The 16083-nt window shown below is 67.3% G+C and carries 15 protein-coding genes; 4 read left to right on the plus strand and 11 right to left on the minus strand.

The genetic code is table 11. The annotated features are described in order from the left end of the window. Positions 1–117: 117 nt before the first annotated feature. The 3 genes from mutM to mutY all read left to right on the plus strand — a co-directional run bounded on the left by mutM (position 118) and on the right by mutY (position 4505). The gene (gene mutM, locus CBM2588_RS03080; RefSeq protein ID WP_115679302.1) at positions 118–1008 is read left to right on the plus strand and encodes a bifunctional DNA-formamidopyrimidine glycosylase/DNA-(apurinic or apyrimidinic site) lyase; all 891 of its coding nucleotides are present in this window, start codon (positions 118–120) and stop codon (positions 1006–1008) included. A 261-nt stretch (positions 1009–1269) separates the two neighbouring features. Beyond that, positions 1270–3222, plus strand: coding sequence for a dynamin family protein (locus CBM2588_RS03085; protein ID WP_115679303.1), 1953 nt, complete (start codon positions 1270–1272; stop codon positions 3220–3222). 107 nt (positions 3223–3329) lie between these two features. Further along, positions 3330–4505 (plus strand): A/G-specific adenine glycosylase, encoded by a 1176-nt coding sequence (mutY, locus tag CBM2588_RS03090; protein WP_115679304.1) that lies wholly within the window; start codon positions 3330–3332, stop codon positions 4503–4505. Positions 4506–4542: 37 nt separating this feature from the next. Here mutY and CBM2588_RS03095 read toward each other — a convergent pair whose 3' ends face one another. The 11 genes from CBM2588_RS03095 to CBM2588_RS03145 form a co-directional block, all read right to left on the minus strand. Continuing rightward, the gene (locus CBM2588_RS03095) at positions 4543–5202 is read right to left on the minus strand and encodes an LON peptidase substrate-binding domain-containing protein (protein ID WP_115679305.1); all 660 of its coding nucleotides are present in this window, start codon (positions 5200–5202) and stop codon (positions 4543–4545) included. A gap of 92 nt (positions 5203–5294) precedes the next feature. Beyond that, a complete protein-coding gene (gene rapZ, locus CBM2588_RS03100; RefSeq protein ID WP_115679306.1) occupies positions 5295–6173 on the minus strand; it encodes an RNase adapter RapZ in 879 nt (292 codons plus the stop codon). A gap of 115 nt (positions 6174–6288) precedes the next feature. After that, positions 6289–6681: a PsiF family protein gene (locus CBM2588_RS03105; protein ID WP_115679307.1), complete on the minus strand. Its 393-nt coding sequence runs from the start codon at positions 6679–6681 to the stop codon at positions 6289–6291. Positions 6682–6852: 171 nt separating this feature from the next. Then, entirely contained in the window at positions 6853–7824 is a 972-nt protein-coding gene (gene hprK, locus CBM2588_RS03110) for an HPr(Ser) kinase/phosphatase (RefSeq protein ID WP_012351664.1), read from the minus strand. Positions 7825–7906: 82 nt separating this feature from the next. Next, positions 7907–8362, minus strand: coding sequence for a PTS sugar transporter subunit IIA (locus CBM2588_RS03115; RefSeq protein ID WP_018008706.1), 456 nt, complete (start codon positions 8360–8362; stop codon positions 7907–7909). A 349-nt stretch (positions 8363–8711) separates the two neighbouring features. Further along, positions 8712–9062: a ribosome hibernation-promoting factor, HPF/YfiA family gene (hpf, locus tag CBM2588_RS03120; protein ID WP_010814386.1), complete on the minus strand. Its 351-nt coding sequence runs from the start codon at positions 9060–9062 to the stop codon at positions 8712–8714. Positions 9063–9110: 48 nt separating this feature from the next. Then, positions 9111–10589, minus strand: coding sequence for an RNA polymerase factor sigma-54 (locus tag CBM2588_RS03125; protein WP_115679308.1), 1479 nt, complete (start codon positions 10587–10589; stop codon positions 9111–9113). A gap of 123 nt (positions 10590–10712) precedes the next feature. Next, entirely contained in the window at positions 10713–11513 is an 801-nt protein-coding gene (lptB, locus tag CBM2588_RS03130; protein WP_115679309.1) for an LPS export ABC transporter ATP-binding protein, read from the minus strand. Positions 11514–11521: 8 nt separating this feature from the next. After that, complete coding sequence (gene lptA, locus CBM2588_RS03135; RefSeq protein WP_115679310.1) at positions 11522–12166, minus strand: lipopolysaccharide transport periplasmic protein LptA; 645 nt, start codon at positions 12164–12166, stop codon at positions 11522–11524. A 120-nt stretch (positions 12167–12286) separates the two neighbouring features. Beyond that, positions 12287–12916 (minus strand): LPS export ABC transporter periplasmic protein LptC, encoded by a 630-nt coding sequence (gene lptC, locus CBM2588_RS03140; RefSeq protein WP_115679311.1) that lies wholly within the window; start codon positions 12914–12916, stop codon positions 12287–12289. A 46-nt stretch (positions 12917–12962) separates the two neighbouring features. After that, on the minus strand, positions 12963–13946 hold the full coding sequence (locus CBM2588_RS03145; RefSeq protein ID WP_115681373.1) for a KpsF/GutQ family sugar-phosphate isomerase: 984 nt from the start codon (positions 13944–13946) through the stop codon (positions 12963–12965). Positions 13947–14089: 143 nt separating this feature from the next. Here CBM2588_RS03145 and CBM2588_RS03150 point away from each other — a divergent pair, with 143 nt between their 5' ends. Beyond that, on the plus strand, positions 14090–16069 hold the full coding sequence (locus CBM2588_RS03150) for a cation:proton antiporter domain-containing protein (RefSeq protein ID WP_115679312.1): 1980 nt from the start codon (positions 14090–14092) through the stop codon (positions 16067–16069). Positions 16070–16083: the final 14 nt, after the last annotated feature.

The raw sequence follows: 16083 nt of genomic DNA on the forward strand, positions 1-16083 counted from the left end.
GAGATTGCGCATTGATAAGGGCATTGTAGCCTGCCGCTACAATGCGCTGCTTGGCGCCGCAGGCCGGCGCCGCCAGGCGCTGCAGGAGTTTTGAGCGGTAACCAACGGAGAGGTTCGATGCCTGAATTGCCCGAGGTCGAGGTGACCCGGCGCGGCTTGCTGCCGCATGTGGTGGGGCGGCGCATCGCCGCGGTCACGGTGCGCCACCGCGGCCTGCGCTGGCCGGTCGACCCTGAACTCGAAACCTGCCTGGCCCAGCGCCTGGTGCGCCGCATCGAGCGCCGCGGCAAGTATCTGCTGCTCGAATGCGTCAGCGCCGACGCGGCGCAGCCGGTTGGCTGGCTGTTGGTGCACCTGGGCATGACGGGCACGCTGAGGGTGTTGCCCGAGGCACCGCCGCCGGGCGTGCACGACCACTTCGACCTGGTGCTCGACGCCGGGCCCGGTGCAGCGTCTGCGTCAACGCCAGGACCGCAGCCGGGTACCATCGTGCTGCGCTTCCGCGATCCGCGCCGCTTCGGCGCCATCCTCTGGACCACGCTGCCGGAGGCGGAACTGCCGTCGCATCCGCTGCTGAGCACCCTCGGCATCGAGCCGTTCGATCCCGCCTTCGACGGCGCCTGGCTGCACCGCCATACGCGCGGCCGCAGTGCCGCGATCAAGACCGTGCTGCTGTCCGGTGCGATCGTGGTCGGGGTGGGCAACATCTACGCGTCCGAAAGCCTGTTCCGTGCCGGCATCCACCCGACCACTCCGGCCGGACGCCTGAGCCGCGCGCGTTGCGACCGGCTGGCGCAGGCGGTGCGGGACACCCTGGCGCAGGCGATCGAGCGCGGCGGCAGTACGCTGCGCGACTTTGTCGGCAGCGACGGTGCCAGCGGCTACTTCCAGCTCGATTGCTTTGTCTACGACCGCGCCGGCCTGCCATGCAAGGTGTGCGCCAAACCGGTGCGCCAGATCGTCCAGGGCCAGCGTTCCACCTTCTATTGCACCAACTGCCAGCACTGACCAGCGCCCGGAGTGCTTCAGGGACCGCCCGCCGCCGCGGGTCGATGGGTCGGCGCAACACTGGCGCGGTGACTGCCGTCCAAGGGACGCGAATTCCACAAAAGCGCCGTGGAAACCTGTATCGTGTGCGCAGTCATAAAAAGTTACAAAATGGCCGGCCGCGCGTGAACGGCAGGGGGCGGACCGGCATTGCGTGAACACGGGCATGCCGCCCACAGGGTGGCGGGCCCCGAGGCAAAACCAAGTCAGCCCAACAGCTCCATGACAACGCTCGCCCACCAATTCGAACAATACGGCGCCTGGAGAACCGGGGTCCTCCAGTCACTGGCCGAATTCCAGTCCTGGCTGCAGCAGCACGACCTGTACGATGCGCAGGCCGACGACCGCGTGCAGCGCATCCAGAGCGTGCTGCGCAGCGACCGCCTCAAGGTCGCCTTCATCGCCGAGTTCTCGCGCGGCAAGAGCGAGCTGATCAACGCCATCTTCTTTGCCGACTACGGGCGCCGCATCCTGCCGTCGTCGGCGGGGCGCACCACCATGTGCCCGACCGAGCTGCGCTACGACGAAGCCGAGCCGCCCAGCATCCGCCTGCTGCCGATCGAGACGCGCCTGCAGGACGCCTCCACCGCCGACTTCATCGAGGCCGGCACTTCGGCATCGCATTGGCATTCGGTGCCGCTGGACCCGTCGTCGCCCGAGGGCATGCTGGAGGCGTTCCAGCATGTGGTGCAGACCATGCGCGTGCCGCCCGAGCAGGCCGAGGCCCTGGGGCTGTACCACGAGAACGACCCCGATGCTGCCTATGCGGTCGATGCCGAGGGCATGGTCGAGATCTCGCGCTGGCGCCACGCCGTCATCAATTTCCCGCATCCGCTGCTGCGCCAGGGCCTGGTGATCCTCGACACGCCGGGCCTGAACGCGATCGGCACCGAACCCGAACTGACGCTGCGGCTGATCCCGGATGCGCACGTTGTGGTGTTCGTGCTTGCCGCCGACGCTGGCGTGACCAAGAGCGACCTCGAGCTGTGGCGCAGCCATGTCGGCGCCGGGCACCGGCGCGGCTGCCTGGCGGTGCTCAACAAGATCGACGGCCTGTGGGATCCGCTGCGCCAGCCCGGCGAAATCGCGCAGGAAATCGCGCGGCAGGTGTCGACCACCGCGCAGGTGCTGGGCATCGAGCAGTCGCGCGTGTATCCGGTGTCGGCGCAGAAGGGGCTGGTGGCCAAGGTCACGCACGACGACACCCTGCTGGCGCGCAGCGGCCTGCCGGAGTTCGAGCACGTGCTGTCGGACCAGCTGATTCCGCGCCGGCGCGAGATCGTCTCTGATCAGGTCTACCGGCTGGTGCAGGACATGGCGCGCGCCGCGCAGCAGCTGCTGCAGAGCCGCCGCCGCGATATCGTCGAGCAGTTGTTCGAGCTGCGCGGACTGCGCGGCAAGAACCATGCGATGGTCAAGCACATGCTGATGCGGGTGCAGGGCGAGAAGGACGAGTTCGAGCAGAGCATCAGCAAGTTCCAGGCGCTGCGCCTGGTCTTCGGCCGCCACAGCGCCGACATCATCAAGAGCCTGCAATTGCGCGACGTGCGCCGCACCATGCGCAGCGCGCGCGAGCAGATGAAGGAGCGCTTCTTTTCGCGCGGCCTGCGCGAGGACATGGACGCATTGTTCGCGCAGCTGAGCGGGCTGGTGAGCGATGCCGACAACAAGATCGGCCAGCTGCACCAGCTGATCGAAAGCATGTACCGGCGCTTCAATGCCGAGCACGGCTTCACGCTGCCCGCGCCGATGCAGTTCACTGCCGAGCGCTACCTGACCGAGCTGCAGGAGACGCTGCGGCTGGTGCAGGCGCATTTCGGCACCATCAGCATGCTGACGCGCTCGCGCCCGCAGCTGGTGCAAAGCGCTTTCAACACCATGGCCAGCCGCGTGCTGGAGAATTTCCGCGGCCTCAACCGCGACATCGAGGTCTGGCTCAAGTCGGTGATGACGCCGTTGGAAGCCCAGGTGCGCGAACACCAGAAGCAGCTGCGCCGGCGTGTCGATTCCATCGAGCGCATCCATGAGGCCACCGACACGCTGGAAAGCCGCATCGCGCAGCTGGAGGAAGTGCTGAACGGGCTGGACGAACGCAGCGGGCGCATCGAGGCCTTTGCCCAGCGGCTGATGCGGCCGGCGGCGGATGCGGACAGTGCCAGCCTTGCGGTAGCGTAGCCGGGCTGCTCTTGCCGACCGGTATATCATGTGGCGCCGCGCCTTGCGGCGCCTTTTTCTTTGGCGCGCCGATGCCCATGTCCGCTCGCCACGCAGTTGCCACGCCGATGCCCCGCAAACCAGCCCCCCGTACCGCACCAGCCCTGCCTGATGACCTCCGTGTGCCCCTTGACTTCGGCGCGCGCGTGGTCGACTGGCAGCGCCGGCACGGCCGGCACGACCTGCCGTGGCAGAACACCCGCGACCCGTACCGGATCTGGCTGTCCGAGATCATGCTGCAGCAGACCCAGGTCAGCGCGGTGATCGAGTACTTCCAGCGTTTCGTGGCGCAGCTGCCCACGGTGCAGCACCTGGCGGCGGCGCCCGCCGACCAGGTCATGGCGCTGTGGGCCGGGCTGGGCTATTACTCACGGGCGCGCAACCTGCACCGGTGCGCCATGCAAGTGGTCAGCGAGCATGGCGGGCGCTTCCCCACCGACCCCGCGGTGCTGGTCACGTTGCCGGGCATCGGCCGTTCCACCGCGGCGGCCATTGCCGCGTTCAGCGCGGGCGTGCGATCACCGATCCTGGACGGCAACGTCAAGCGCGTGTTCGCGCGCTGCTTCGGCATCCATGGCCATCCGGGCGAGCGCGCGGTGGAAACGCGCATGTGGCAACTGGCCGAGTTGGCCTTGCCTGCGCCCGGCCCACGCCAGGCCGACGACATGGTCGCCTATACGCAGGGGCTGATGGACCTGGGCGCGACGGTGTGCTCGCGCGGCAAGCCGGCCTGCCTGGCCGATGCCTCGGCGTGCCCGCTGTCCGCAGATTGCGTCGCGCGCCGCGACGGCCTGACCGGCGTGCTGCCCGCGCCCAAGCCGCGCGTGGCGATCCCCGAGCGCAGCACGGTGATGCTGCTGGTGCGGCGCGAGCGTGAAGTGCTGCTGCGCCTGCGTCCGGACAGCGGCATCTGGGGCGGCCTGTGGAGCCTGCCGGAGATGCCGGTCGACACCGTGCCCTTCGACGCGGAAGACGCCGAGGCCCGCGCGCTCGACTACGCGCGCGCTTTCGGCACCCCCGCGCGCGCTGTGCTGGCCGGCGAGCTGACCCATGTGTTCACGCACTTCCGCCTGCTGATCCGCGCCATCCGGGTCGACCTGAATGTGGAGGCGAACGTGCTGCGGCAGGACAGCGCGACGCCGGCCGGGCAGCGCTGGCTGTCCCTCGACGACCTCGATGCGCTGGGCACGCCCGCGCCGGTGCGCCGGCTGCTTGAGGACCAGGCGCGGGTGGGTTTGTTCTGAAGCGTGAAGCGGGAGTGGGCGCGGGAGGAGAGACCGCCTACAGCATGTGGTTCTGCCGCATGTAGCGGTGCACGATCTCGATGCGCATGCCCGCGTCGGGCAAGGCCATCAGCATCTGCTTGGCTTTCAGCGGCACCGGCAGCAGCTCGCACAGCCGGTTGGCGACCCAGCTCGGGTCGTCCCACAGGTAGGGCTCGTCGAAGGGCATGCGGTCGGGCTGCTCGGCGTGCAGCCGCGTGACGATGCGGCGCAGCGCGTCCAGGCATTCGCCCAGCAGTTCCAGCTTGCAGTCGATGATGTCGGGCGGTAGCACGTCGGCGCGCGCCACCATCAGGCCGTCGTCGCGGGTCTCGTGGCTGATGATATGGAAGCGCTCGCGGCCGCGCGTGTGGATCAGCAGCACGCCCAGCTGCTCCATGTTGCAGTCGACGATTTCCGCGAGGCAGCCGACCAGTTCGGGCACGGTGGGCTGGTTGGGCCGGGCCACTTCCTCGCCGCTGGCGATCAGGCAGACGCCGAACGGCGCGCTGTCGCGCAGGCAGTTGCGCACCATGTCGACATAGCGCGCCTCGAACACGCGCAACGGTAGCCGTCCACCGGGAAACAGCACGGTGTGCAGGGGAAACAGCGGCAGGTTTTCGAGCGTCCGTGGCGGGTCTTCGGACCCTGAGGGACGGTAGAGGTCGGTCGAGGACATGCGGTGCAGGCTTGGGGTCGCGCAGCATTGGGCCGCCAGGCCGACGCCGCGCTCAGATGCCCCGTGCAGCCCGGGGGGCCATGCCGCGTGCGTCAGCCCGCCGGTGCGAGCTCTCGGTGTCTGACCAGCACATTACCATGTGCCCGGAAATAGTTGGCGAGCCTTTCGGCAATATAGACCGAGCGATGCTGTCCGCCGGTGCAGCCGATCGCCACGGTCAGGTAGCTGCGGTTGTCGGCGATGAAGCTTGGCAGCCACTTTTCCACGTAGGCGCGGATATCCTCGGCCATCGCCAGCACCATCGGCTGCGCCTGCAGGAAGTCGATTACCGGCGTGTCGCGGCCCGTCAGCGGCCGCAGCGCCAGGTCGTAGTACGGGTTGGGCAGCGAGCGCACGTCGAACACCATATCGGCATCACTTGGCACGCCGTGCTTGAAGCCGAACGACTCGAACAGCAGCGTCAGGCGCTGGCTGTCGTCGCGGATCAGCTCCTTGATCCAGCTGCGCAGCGTATTGGTGCGCACATTGCTGGTGTCGATGCGGTGCGCGGCCTCGGCAAGCGGGCTCAGCAGCGCGCGCTCCATCTCGATCGCTTCCATCAGCGCCGTGTCGTTGAAGGCGCCGCCGCCACCGGCCACGCCGTCGGTGCGTGCCGACAGCGGATGGCGGCGCCGCGTCTCGGAGTAGCGCTGCACCAGGGCGTCGGTGCTGGCGGTCAGGAAAATGACCTCGACCTGGTGCTCGGCGGCCAGCGCGCGCACGGTGTCGGGCAGCTGGTCGAGCGACTCGCGGCTGCGGATGTCGGTAGCCACGCCCAGGTGCGTGTAGCCCTGGCTGTCGAGGTAGCGGGTCAGTTCAGGGATGAACTGCGCCGGCAGGTTGTCCACGCAGTAATAGCCTGCATCTTCGAGGACGTTCAGTGCGACGGACTTGCCGGAACCGGATATGCCGGTGATGAGGATGATGCGCATAGCAACTGAAGCATAGCATCAGGTGCCGGCTGCGTCATGACAGCAGTTTGACAGCAGAAAAAATGGCGAACCGCCCGGTTCGCCATTTGGTTCGGCATTTCGCCGGTGGCGGCGCTCAGGCTGCCTTCGACAGGCATTCCTTCATGTAGGCCTTGTATTCATCGCCCTTCTTGCCCTTGCCAGACTTGCTGCAGGCAGCCATCTTGTCCTGCTGGGTCTTGGGCGCGCCGGACTTCGACAGGCATTCCTTCATGAACACCTTGCGTTCGTCGCCCTTCTTGCCGGAGGCCTGCGCGTTGCAAGCCTTCATCTTGTCCTGCTGGGTGTTGGCCGCGGGCTTGTCCGGATTGGCCGGGGTAGCAGGCGTGGCCGGCACGGCAGGCGTTGCCGGGGCCGCGGCCGACGGCTTGGCCGGCGTGGCAGGGGTGGCCGGCGTGGCGGTCTGCGCAAAGGCGCTGGCTGCGAACAGCGGGGTCACCAACGCGCACACTGCAATCAGGGTCTTCATGCTTGCTCTCCTCGGGGGTGGACAACCTTATCGCCGCGCGCCGGGGTCGGCGTTGCAGCTTCCGCAACGGGCGTGATGCCCATTACAGCACAAAACGGAGCATGCCTGAGAAACGTTGACGAGCGCTTGCCACGCCGTTGTAAGCAATTGAAAACGGCGGCGGACGGTGGCTTACAGCAGCCGGCCCTGGCCGCGCGAGACCGCATCGGCCTGCATCGCGGCGCGCTGGCGGTCCATGAAGTCGCGCAGCGTGTCGATGCCGCGCAGGCGCAGGATGGTGTTGCGCACAGCGGCCTCGACCAGCACGGCCAGGTTGCGGCCGGCCGCCACCTGGATCTTGACCATGTGGATGGGAAGCCCGAGCACGTCCAGGTACTGCGAATCCAGCGGCAGCCGCTCGAATTCGCCGTCGTTGCGCCGCACCAGCTGCACCACCAGCTTGATCTTCATCTTCCGCCGCACCGCGGTCTCGCCGAAGATGGTCTTGATGTCGAGCAGCCCCAGGCCGCGCACTTCCAGCAGGTTCTGCAGCAGCGGCGGGCAGCGGCCCTCGATGAAATCCGGCCCCAGCCGGACGAAATCGACGGCGTCGTCGGCCACCAGCCCGTGGCCGCGCGAGATCAGTTCCAGGCCCAGTTCGCTCTTGCCGAGGCCCGATTCGCCCATGATCAGCACGCCCATGCCGAGGATGTCGAGGAACACCCCGTGCATGGTCACGCGCGGCGCCGAGATGCGCGACAGGTACAGGCGCAGGTGGTCGATCACCGCGGCGGACGACACCGGCGTGGTGAACAGCGGCGTCGACGAGCGCGTGCAGCGCAGTTCCAGATCCGGCGGCGGTTCCATGCCGTCGGCGATCACCAGGAACGGCGGCTCCAGCAGGATCAGCTCGCCCATCTGGCGCTTGCGGGTCTCGTCGTCGAGCCGCTGGTAGTACGTGATTTCGGGCTTGCCGAGGACCTGGATCCGGTTCGGGTGGATCAGGTTGAGGTGGCCCACCAGGTCTGCGGCGGAGGTCGCTTCGCGGGCGAATTCCACGTCAAAGGCGCGGTCCGCGCCCTCCAGGCCGGCGACCCACGAGAGTTTGAGGTCGGCTGCGTTGTCGTCGAAGATGGACTGGGAGGTGACGCCGGTGAGTTCCATGCGGTATGGCTGGTAAGGCGGTGTTCGAAGCGCGTGGCGCCTGCCCGGTCTTGTGCCGGCCCGCTAAAGGGGAATCAGTGGATCAGGGATGCCATGCGATCAGCAGTTCGTGCACGGCATCGGGCGTGGGCAGGGTCGCCAGGCCCTCGCGCATGTCGCGATCCGACAGCAGTTGCGCGATCTCGGACAAAATTTCCAGGTGCTGCTGCGTGGCCTGTTCCGGCACCAGCAGGAAGATCAGCAGCGACACCGGCTTGCCGTCCGGCGATTCGAACGGAATCGGCTCGGCCAGGCGCATGAAGGCGGCAAGGGGCTGCTTCAGGCCCTTGATACGCCCGTGCGGAATCGCCACGCCGGCGCCCAGTCCGGTCGAACCCAGCGACTCACGCGCAAACAGGTTGTCGGTGACGATGGCGCGCGCCACGCCATGGTTGTTCTCGAAGAGGAGCCCGGCCTGCTCGAACACACGCTTCTTGCTGGTGACGCTGACGTCGAGGGTGATGTTGCCGGGTGGCAGCAATTTGGCCAAACGATTCATGGGCGATGCGCAGGATTTCAGTTAGCGGGCGGATCGTTCCGCCGGGCAGCGGCTGGCTCCCTGACCGCCGCCGGCGGAGGAGACGTCCGGCCCATTATAGAGCAGCGGCTACCCTTGTATTGTGCGGTGCAGCGCGAGCAGGCGCGGCCACGATTTCTCTCTCTTTGTATGGCGCAGCATACACCTTGGCGCTGCGCTTGCGAACATTTCGGGCTTCCCTGCGTGGCAAGGTTTGCTCCGCTGCCACAGCCGGGCACTGTACCAGGGCGCAAAAAAGCCGCGCTTCGCGGCGCGGCTTGCCTGTGGAATCCTGGTTCAGCAGCCCTCTGCGGGGCTGCCGGGCACGGGTTTATTGCTGCATTTGCGCCGCGGCCATCTGGTACTTGACCGCTTCGCGGTCGTGGCCTTGCACGCGATCCTTGTAGCGAATCACCTGACGGTCCAGCTTGTCGACGAGTGCGTCGATCGCCGCATACAGGTCTTCGTGATGCGCCTCGACAAAGATGTCCTTGCCCTTTAGATGCAGATTGATTTCCGCGTACTGACGCCGGTCCTTTTCCTTGTGATTGTCGACAGAGAGCAGCACGCTAACGCCAATGACTTGATCGAAATGCCTGACGATTCGCTCCAGCTTCGTTTCCACGTACTCACGCAGAGGGGGCGTGATGTCCAGGTGGTGTCCACTGATCTTGAAGTTCATAGCGCTTCTCCTTCTGAAAGAGCCTCACCAGGCAGGCGGTGGGCTCGGCTACAAAGACTTGCGGAGATTCACTGCGGGGATCTTCAGGGCTTCGCGATATTTGGCAACGGTGCGGCGTGCGACAACGAAGCCTTGCTCACCCAGCAGTTCGGCGATGCGACTGTCGGAAAGGGGATTCCTCGGGTCTTCGGCTCCTATCAGTTGCTTGATCAAGGCGCGGATGGCCGTTGATGAAGCCGCGCCACCGGTTTCGGTGGACACGTGGCTGCCGAAGAAGTACTTCAGTTCGAAAGTACCCATCGGCGTGGCCATGTATTTATTGGTCGTCACCCGGGAGATGGTTGACTCGTGTAAACCCAGTGTATCGGCAATCTCCCGCAAAACCAAGGGGCGCATGGCGATTTCACCGTGGGTGAAAAAGTTCTTTTGACGCTCGACAATGGCTTGCGAGACACGCAGGATCGTGTCGAACCGTTGCTGGATATTCTTGATCAGCCAGCGCGCCTCCTGCAGCTTTTGCTGCAGCCCCGCGGTGCCGGTCTCGCCCTTGGCGCCGCGCAGGATCTGCGCGTACATGTCGTTGATGCGCAGCCTCGGCATCACATCCGGATTGAGCTGCGCGATCCAGCCGCTGCCGCTTTTGCGCACGAATACGTCCGGCACGACGAAATCCGCTTCCGGCCGGCTGTACGCGTGGCCGGGGTAGGGGGCCAGCGAGCGGATCAGGTCGTGCGCGGCCTTCAGCGCGACTTCGTCGACCTGCAGCGCCTTCTTCAGCCGCGTGTAGTCGCGTACCGCAAGCAGTTCCAGGTGATGGGTGACAATGGTCAGCGCCAGTTCGCGCTGCGGGTGGGTCAGGCGGCGCAATTGCAGCGCCAGGCATTCGGCGGCATTGCGTGCGCCGACGCCGGCCGGATCGAAGCTCTGCAGCAGCGTCAGGATGGCGTGGACTTCGTCGGGGTCGAACTCCAGCTCTTCGGGCAGTTCCGCGCAGATCTCTTCGAGCGAGGCGCTCAGGTAGCCGTCGTCGTCGAGCGATTCGATCAGGAAGATGGCGAGCCCCTTGTCGCGCGCCGAGATCTTCAGCGGCGTGAGTTGCTCCATCAGGTATTCGCGCAGCGTGGGCTCGGCATCGCGCAGCTGCATTGGCGTCTTTTCGTCCTCGTCGCCTTGCGGCCGGCGGGCGAAGTCGTCCAGGCTCCAGTCGCTGTTGCCGTAGTCGTCGCCGCTGCTGTTGTCGCCGTAGCTGTCATCGGCGGCGCCTTCGGCGCGGGCGTCGCCATTGCCCTGGGGCTCGGCGGGGGCAGGCGCGGGCGCGCTCTGTACGTTGACCGAGCCGTCGGCCGCCACGCGCAGCGGGCTTTCGATCCAGTCGTTCTCCCGCTCGAGCAGCGGGTTTTCCGTCAGCGCCTGTTCGACTTCCTGCTGCAGTTCCAGCGTGGAAAGCTGCAGCAGCCGGATCGACTGTTGCAGCTGCGGGGTCAGTGCCAGGTGCTGGGAGAGGCGGAGCTGTAGCGACGGTTTCATGCGACCTATTTTATGCGCATCTTTCCGATGTTGGAACGGAAATTGCTATCGCTTATGCGCCGTGATCGCCGCTGACTCTCCCCGCCGCGCAGCCTCGGCTGCCCGCGCGGGGCAGCCGTCTTGTCACATGCGGAAGTTCTCGCCCAGGTAGACGCGCCGCACGGCGTCATTGGCGATGATGTCTTCGGGCTGGCCCGCGGCCAGCACCGTGCCTTCGCTGATGATGTAGGCGTGGTCGCAGATGCCGAGCGTCTCGCGCACGTTGTGGTCGGTGATCAGCACGCCGATATTGCGCGCCTTGAGGAAGCTGACGATGCGCTGGATCTCGCCCACGGCGATCGGGTCCACGCCGGCGAAGGGTTCGTCGAGCAGGATGAAGCGCGGCGACGACGCCAGCGCGCGCGCGATTTCCACGCGGCGGCGCTCGCCGCCGGACAGCGACAGCGCCGGGTTGTTGCGCAGGTGCGCGATCTGCAGGTCGTCGAGCAGGGCATCGAGGCGGCGCTCGATCTCGGCCTTGGCCAGCGGCTTGCCCTTGTCCAGCTGCAGCTCCAGCACCGCGCGGATGTTCTCCTCGACGTTGAGCTTGCGGAACACCGAGGCTTCCTGCGGCAGGTACGACAGCCCCATGCGCGCGCGCTCGTGGATCGGCAGGCCGCTGATGTGGTCGCTGTCGAGCACGATATCGCCTTCGTCCAGCGCCACCAGGCCGACGATCATGTAGAACGACGTGGTCTTGCCCGCGCCGTTGGGGCCGAGCAGCCCGACCACCTCGCCGCTCTTGACGTCGAGCGAGACGTCCTTGACCACCGTGCGCGAGCCATAGCGCTTCTTCAGGTGGCGCACGACCAGCGTGCTGCCGCCGGGCAGGACAGAGTTGGCTTCGACGACAGGCTTGTCGGCAATGGTGGCGGTATCGGTCATGGGTACGGTCAGGGTTTGTTGGCGGGCGCGGGCGCCGACTTCAGGTCCAGCGGCGAGCCGCCTGCGGTGCCGGACTTCTGGTCCTGGCGCGGCGACAGCACCGCGCGCACGCGGCCGGACGGGTTGGCCGCCGCGGCATCGCCGCTGCCGCCGCCCGCCGCGGTATAGAGTTCCTTGCGGCTGTCGTAGGTCAGCACCGCGCCGCGGATCTCGTCGAGCAGCTTGGCACCCTGCAGCCGCGCCATGCGGGCATTGCCGATCAGCTTGGAGAATTCCTGCTTGCCGTCGTACTCGATGCGGTCGCCCCAGCCGTCGATGTACTCGTCGACGCCCTCGCGCTTCTGGCGGATATAGGCCTGCCTGCCCGGCTTCGAGGTGGCCACGGCGAACTGGTAGCCCTCGGGGTCGGTGCGCAGCTCGGCGGCGTCGGACTTCAGGATCATGGTGCCCTTGGTCAGCACCACGTTGCCGGTTAGCGTGTAGATCTGCTTGACGTCGTCATAGCTGGCGTTGTCCGCCTCCAGCACCATCGGCTTGTCGCGGTCCGCGCGCTCGGCTAGGGCAGGCTGGGCCAGCAGGCCGAAGGCCAGGGCCAGCGAGAGCAGGGCCGGGGCGGTGCGTCGACGGGACGATGTCGTCAGGGAAGCGGTCATGTTGGCAGGGTTGCTTGAGGGCGTCTGGATGCGTGGTGGTGCGGTTTGCGCGGACTTTGGCGCGTGCGCTGCAGGGCGGTGCCGGCCGGCACCGCATGCACGGCTGCGCCGGACCGGGACTCAGGATCCTGGCGCACGGCCCGGGGACGGCCCGGTGATGATGGTGCCGCGTACATTGCCGAGCAATTGTACTTCGCGGGTGACGTTGTTGAAGATCAGTCCGTTGGCGGTCATGACCGAAGGGCCGCGCGTCAGCTTGACCGGCTTGTCGGTCTTGACGATGTCGTCATTGACCAGCAGCTGGAAATAGCTCGACGCCGCGGTCAGCTGCGGATCCTTGGACGGGTCCTTGCCCTGCTGGCGCAGCACGTGGCCATTGCCGTACAGGTCGATCACCGTGCCTTCGGCGTTCATGCGGCCGATGTCGGCACGCGCGGTCACCGGCGGGCGGTCCGGCTCGTAGGCGCGCATCGCGGGGCGCGTGACCTCGTAGGTCTGGTCGTCCTCGAAATGGACCATGCGCTCGCCGGTGAAGCGGATCTTGGTGCTGCCGTCGGGCGCCAGCTCGGTGGCCGAGAAGCGGTCCATGAAGTAGTCCGGCTCGTGCTTCTTGGTGGTCTGCGCGGCCTGGTCTTCCTTGGGGGAGTTGATCTGGACCAGCCAGAACGTGCTGCCCGCCACGATGGCCATCAGCAGCAGCGGCAGCAGCCGCATGACGATGCCGCTGAGGGAGGCGAGGAGTGCCTGCATGGTGTCCTTGGCGTTGTGCTGCTGGTGCCGTCGGTGGCGCGCCGGCTCAGATGACCTTGGCGCGGGTCAGGTCGTGGATATGCAGCGCGCCGGTCAGGCGCCCGTCGTCGTCCACCACCAGCAGCTGGTTGATGCGGTTGGCTTCCATCACCTGCACGGCTTCCACCGCCAGCTGGTCCTGGTTGACCACGTGCGGGTTGCGGTGCATGACCTCGCCGATCGGCACGGTCTTCCAGTCGCGCGGGGTTTCCAGCAGGCGGCGCAGGTCGCCGTCGGTGAACACGCCGATGGCGCGTCCGTCGGGATCGACCACCGCGGTCATGGCCATGCCCTTGCGCGTGATTTCCATCAGCGCCTGGGCCAGCGGCGTGCTTTCGCGCACCTCGGGCACGGCGTTGCCGGTGCGCATCACGTCGCGCACGTGGGTCAGCAGCTTGCGTCCGAGCGCCCCGCCGGGGTGCGAGCGGGCGAAGTCTTCCTCGCCGAAGCCGCGCGCATCGAGCACCGCCACCGCGAGCGCGTCGCCCAGCGCCAGCGCGGCGGTGGTGCTGGCGGTCGGCGCCAGGTTGAGCGGGCAGGCTTCCTTCTCGACCGCAGCGTCCAGATGGACGTCGGCCAGCTTGGCGAGGTTGGAGTCCGGGTTGCCGGTGACCGAGATCAGGCGCGCGCCGATGCGCTTGACGATCGGGATGATCGACAGCAGCTCGCCGGTCTCGCCGGAATTGGAGAAGGCGATCAGCACGTCGTCGCGCGTGACCATGCCGAGGTCGCCGTGGCTGGCTTCGGCCGGGTGCACGAAGAACGCGGGGGTGCCGGTCGAGGCCAGCGTGGCCGCGACCTTGCGGCCGATATGGCCGGACTTGCCGATCCCGGAAACGACCACGCGCCCGGTGCATAGCAGGATCAGCTGCACGGCACGGGCAAAGTCGCCGTTCAGGCGGCCGGAAAGTGCGGAAACCGCATCGGCTTCGGTCTGGAGCGTGTCGCGGGCGAGCCTGAGTGCTCGATCCGCATCGAAATTGGCTATCATGGCGACGAAGTATACCAACGAATGCGACCGCACCTGAGCCGACCCGTGGCGCGCGTCGTGCTCGCCCGTGCTCGCCGTATTTCCGCCGGCAGGGTGCCCGTGCCGGCTCGGCCGCGCGCCTCGCCGGTCACCCTGACCGCCTGATGCATTCTCCGCTGGAACTGACCCTGGTGCTGCTGGCCGCCGCCGTGTTCGGCGTGGTCGCGTTCCGCATGCTGCAGCTGCCGCCGATGCTGGGCTACCTGGCCGTCGGCATCCTGATCGGCCCGCATGCGCTGGGGCTGGCCAGCGATACCGCGCAGACCAAGTACCTGGCCGAATTCGGCGTGGTCTTCCTGATGTTCTCGATCGGGCTGGAATTCAGCCTGGCCAAGCTGCGCGCGATGAAGCGGCTGGTATTCGGCCTGGGCGGCTCGCAGGTGGTGCTGTCGATGCTGGCGGTGGTGCCGGCCAGCTGGGCCTTCAACTGGCTGTTCCCGTTGTCGTGGCAGGCCTCGGTGGCGCTGGGCGGGGCCCTGGCCATGTCGTCCACCGCGATCGTGTCCAAGATGCTGTCCGAGCGCATGGAGCTGGAAAGCGAGCACGGGCGCAACATCATCAGCATCCTGTTGTTCCAGGACCTGGCGGTGGTGCCACTGCTGATCGTGATTCCGGCGCTGTCGCGCGACCCGGGCGACCTGGTGATGGCGCTCGGACTGGCCACGCTCAAGATCGTGGTGGCGCTGGGCACGATCTTCTTCCTGGGCCAGCGCCTGATGAGCCGCTGGTTCCATGTGGTGGCGGCGCGCCGTTCGCAGGAACTGTTCATGCTGAACCTGCTGCTGGTCACGCTGGGCATGGCGGCGCTGACCGAGCGGCTGGGCCTGTCGATGGCGCTGGGCGCCTTCATGGCGGGCATGCTGATCTCCGAGACGCCCTACCGCCACCAGGTGGAGGAAGACATCAAGCCGTTCCGCGACGTGTTGCTGGGGCTGTTCTTCGTCACCATCGGCATGCTGCTCAACATCCGCGTGGTGCTCGACCATATCTGGCTGGTGCTGGCGCTGCTGGTGGTGCCGGTGCTGTTCAAGCTGGTGCTGATCGCGGCGCTGGCGCGCGTGTTCGGCTCGCGCCAGGGCGTGGCCATCCGCACCGGGCTGGGGCTGGCGCAGGCGGGCGAGTTCGGCTTCGTGCTGCTGAACCAGATCGACGGCCTGAACCTGGTCGACCCGGTGCTGATCCAGGTGATCCTGGCGTCGATGTTGCTGTCGATGCTGGCGGCGCCGTTTCTGATCCAGTACAGCGATGCCATCGTGCTGCGCTTTGCCGCCAACGAATGGCTGATGCAGTCGCTGAACATGACCCGCATCGCCGCGCAGAGCCTGCAGACCGAGAAGCACGCCATCATCTGCGGCTTCGGCCGCAGCGGCCAGAACCTGGCGCACATGCTGGAGCGCGAGGGCATCAACTACGTGGCGCTCGACCTGGACCCCGACCGGGTGCGCGAGGCCGCCGCCGCGGGCGATACCGTGGTCTACGGCGACGCCGGCCGGCGCGAGGCGCTGATCGCCGCGGGCCTGCACCGCGCCGCGGCGCTGATCGTGACCTATGCCAACACGCCGTCGGCGCTGAAGGTGCTGCACCATGTGCAGGAGCTGGCGCCGGCGCTGCCGGTGATCGTGCGCACGGTCGACGATTCCGAGCTCGACACGCTGCAGAAGGCCGGCGCCACCGAGGTGGTGCCCGAAATCATCGAAGGCAGCCTGATGCTGGCCTCGCACGCGCTGGTGCTGCTGGGCGTGCCGATGCGGCGCGTGGTGCGCGGCGTGCAGCAGGCGCGCGACGCGCGCTACAGCCTGCTGCGCGGCTATTTCCACGGGCGCGACGACGAAGAGGACATGGTCGAGCGCGACTCGGTGCGGCTGCATTCGGTGTCGCTCGGCCCGCAATCCACCGCGGTGGGCAGGCGCCTGGGCGTGCTGGGGCTGGAGCGCATCGGGGTCGAGGTGACCGCGGTGCGCCGGCGCGGCATCCGCGCCTTCGACCCGCAGCCCGAGACCGTGCTGGAGCCCGGCGATATCGTCGTGCTGCGCGGCCCGCCCGAGGCGCTGGAGGCCGCCGAGACTCGCATCCTGAACGGCTGAGCGCCGGATCTGGC

The sequence above is a fragment of the Cupriavidus taiwanensis genome (assembly GCF_900250075.1).
In the GTDB taxonomy this organism is placed as follows: domain Bacteria; phylum Pseudomonadota; class Gammaproteobacteria; order Burkholderiales; family Burkholderiaceae; genus Cupriavidus; species Cupriavidus taiwanensis_C.

Bases quoted from the DNA above. Each gene is read 5' to 3' on its own strand.
- CBM2588_RS03105 (WP_115679307.1), bottom strand. From the start codon at position 6,681: ATGAAGACCCTGATTGCAGTGTGCGCGTTGGTGACCCCGCTGTTCGCA.
- lptB (WP_115679309.1), bottom strand. From the start codon at position 11,513: ATGACCGATACCGCCACCATTGCCGACAAGCCTGTCGTCGAAGCCAAC.
- CBM2588_RS03095 (WP_115679305.1), bottom strand. From the start codon at position 5,202: ATGTCCTCGACCGACCTCTACCGTCCCTCAGGGTCCGAAGACCCGCCA.
- CBM2588_RS03125 (WP_115679308.1), bottom strand. From the start codon at position 10,589: ATGAAACCGTCGCTACAGCTCCGCCTCTCCCAGCACCTGGCACTGACC.
- mutM (WP_115679302.1), top strand. From the start codon at position 118: ATGCCTGAATTGCCCGAGGTCGAGGTGACCCGGCGCGGCTTGCTGCCG.
- lptC (WP_115679311.1), bottom strand. From the start codon at position 12,916: ATGCAGGCACTCCTCGCCTCCCTCAGCGGCATCGTCATGCGGCTGCTG.
- CBM2588_RS03145 (WP_115681373.1), bottom strand. From the start codon at position 13,946: ATGATAGCCAATTTCGATGCGGATCGAGCACTCAGGCTCGCCCGCGAC.
- lptA (WP_115679310.1), bottom strand. From the start codon at position 12,166: ATGACCGCTTCCCTGACGACATCGTCCCGTCGACGCACCGCCCCGGCC.
- rapZ (WP_115679306.1), bottom strand. From the start codon at position 6,173: ATGCGCATCATCCTCATCACCGGCATATCCGGTTCCGGCAAGTCCGTC.
- hprK (WP_012351664.1), bottom strand. From the start codon at position 7,824: ATGGAACTCACCGGCGTCACCTCCCAGTCCATCTTCGACGACAACGCA.
- CBM2588_RS03115 (WP_018008706.1), bottom strand. From the start codon at position 8,362: ATGAATCGTTTGGCCAAATTGCTGCCACCCGGCAACATCACCCTCGAC.
- CBM2588_RS03085 (WP_115679303.1), top strand. From the start codon at position 1,270: ATGACAACGCTCGCCCACCAATTCGAACAATACGGCGCCTGGAGAACC.
- mutY (WP_115679304.1), top strand. From the start codon at position 3,330: ATGCCCCGCAAACCAGCCCCCCGTACCGCACCAGCCCTGCCTGATGAC.
- CBM2588_RS03150 (WP_115679312.1), top strand. From the start codon at position 14,090: ATGCATTCTCCGCTGGAACTGACCCTGGTGCTGCTGGCCGCCGCCGTG.
- hpf (WP_010814386.1), bottom strand. From the start codon at position 9,062: ATGAACTTCAAGATCAGTGGACACCACCTGGACATCACGCCCCCTCTG.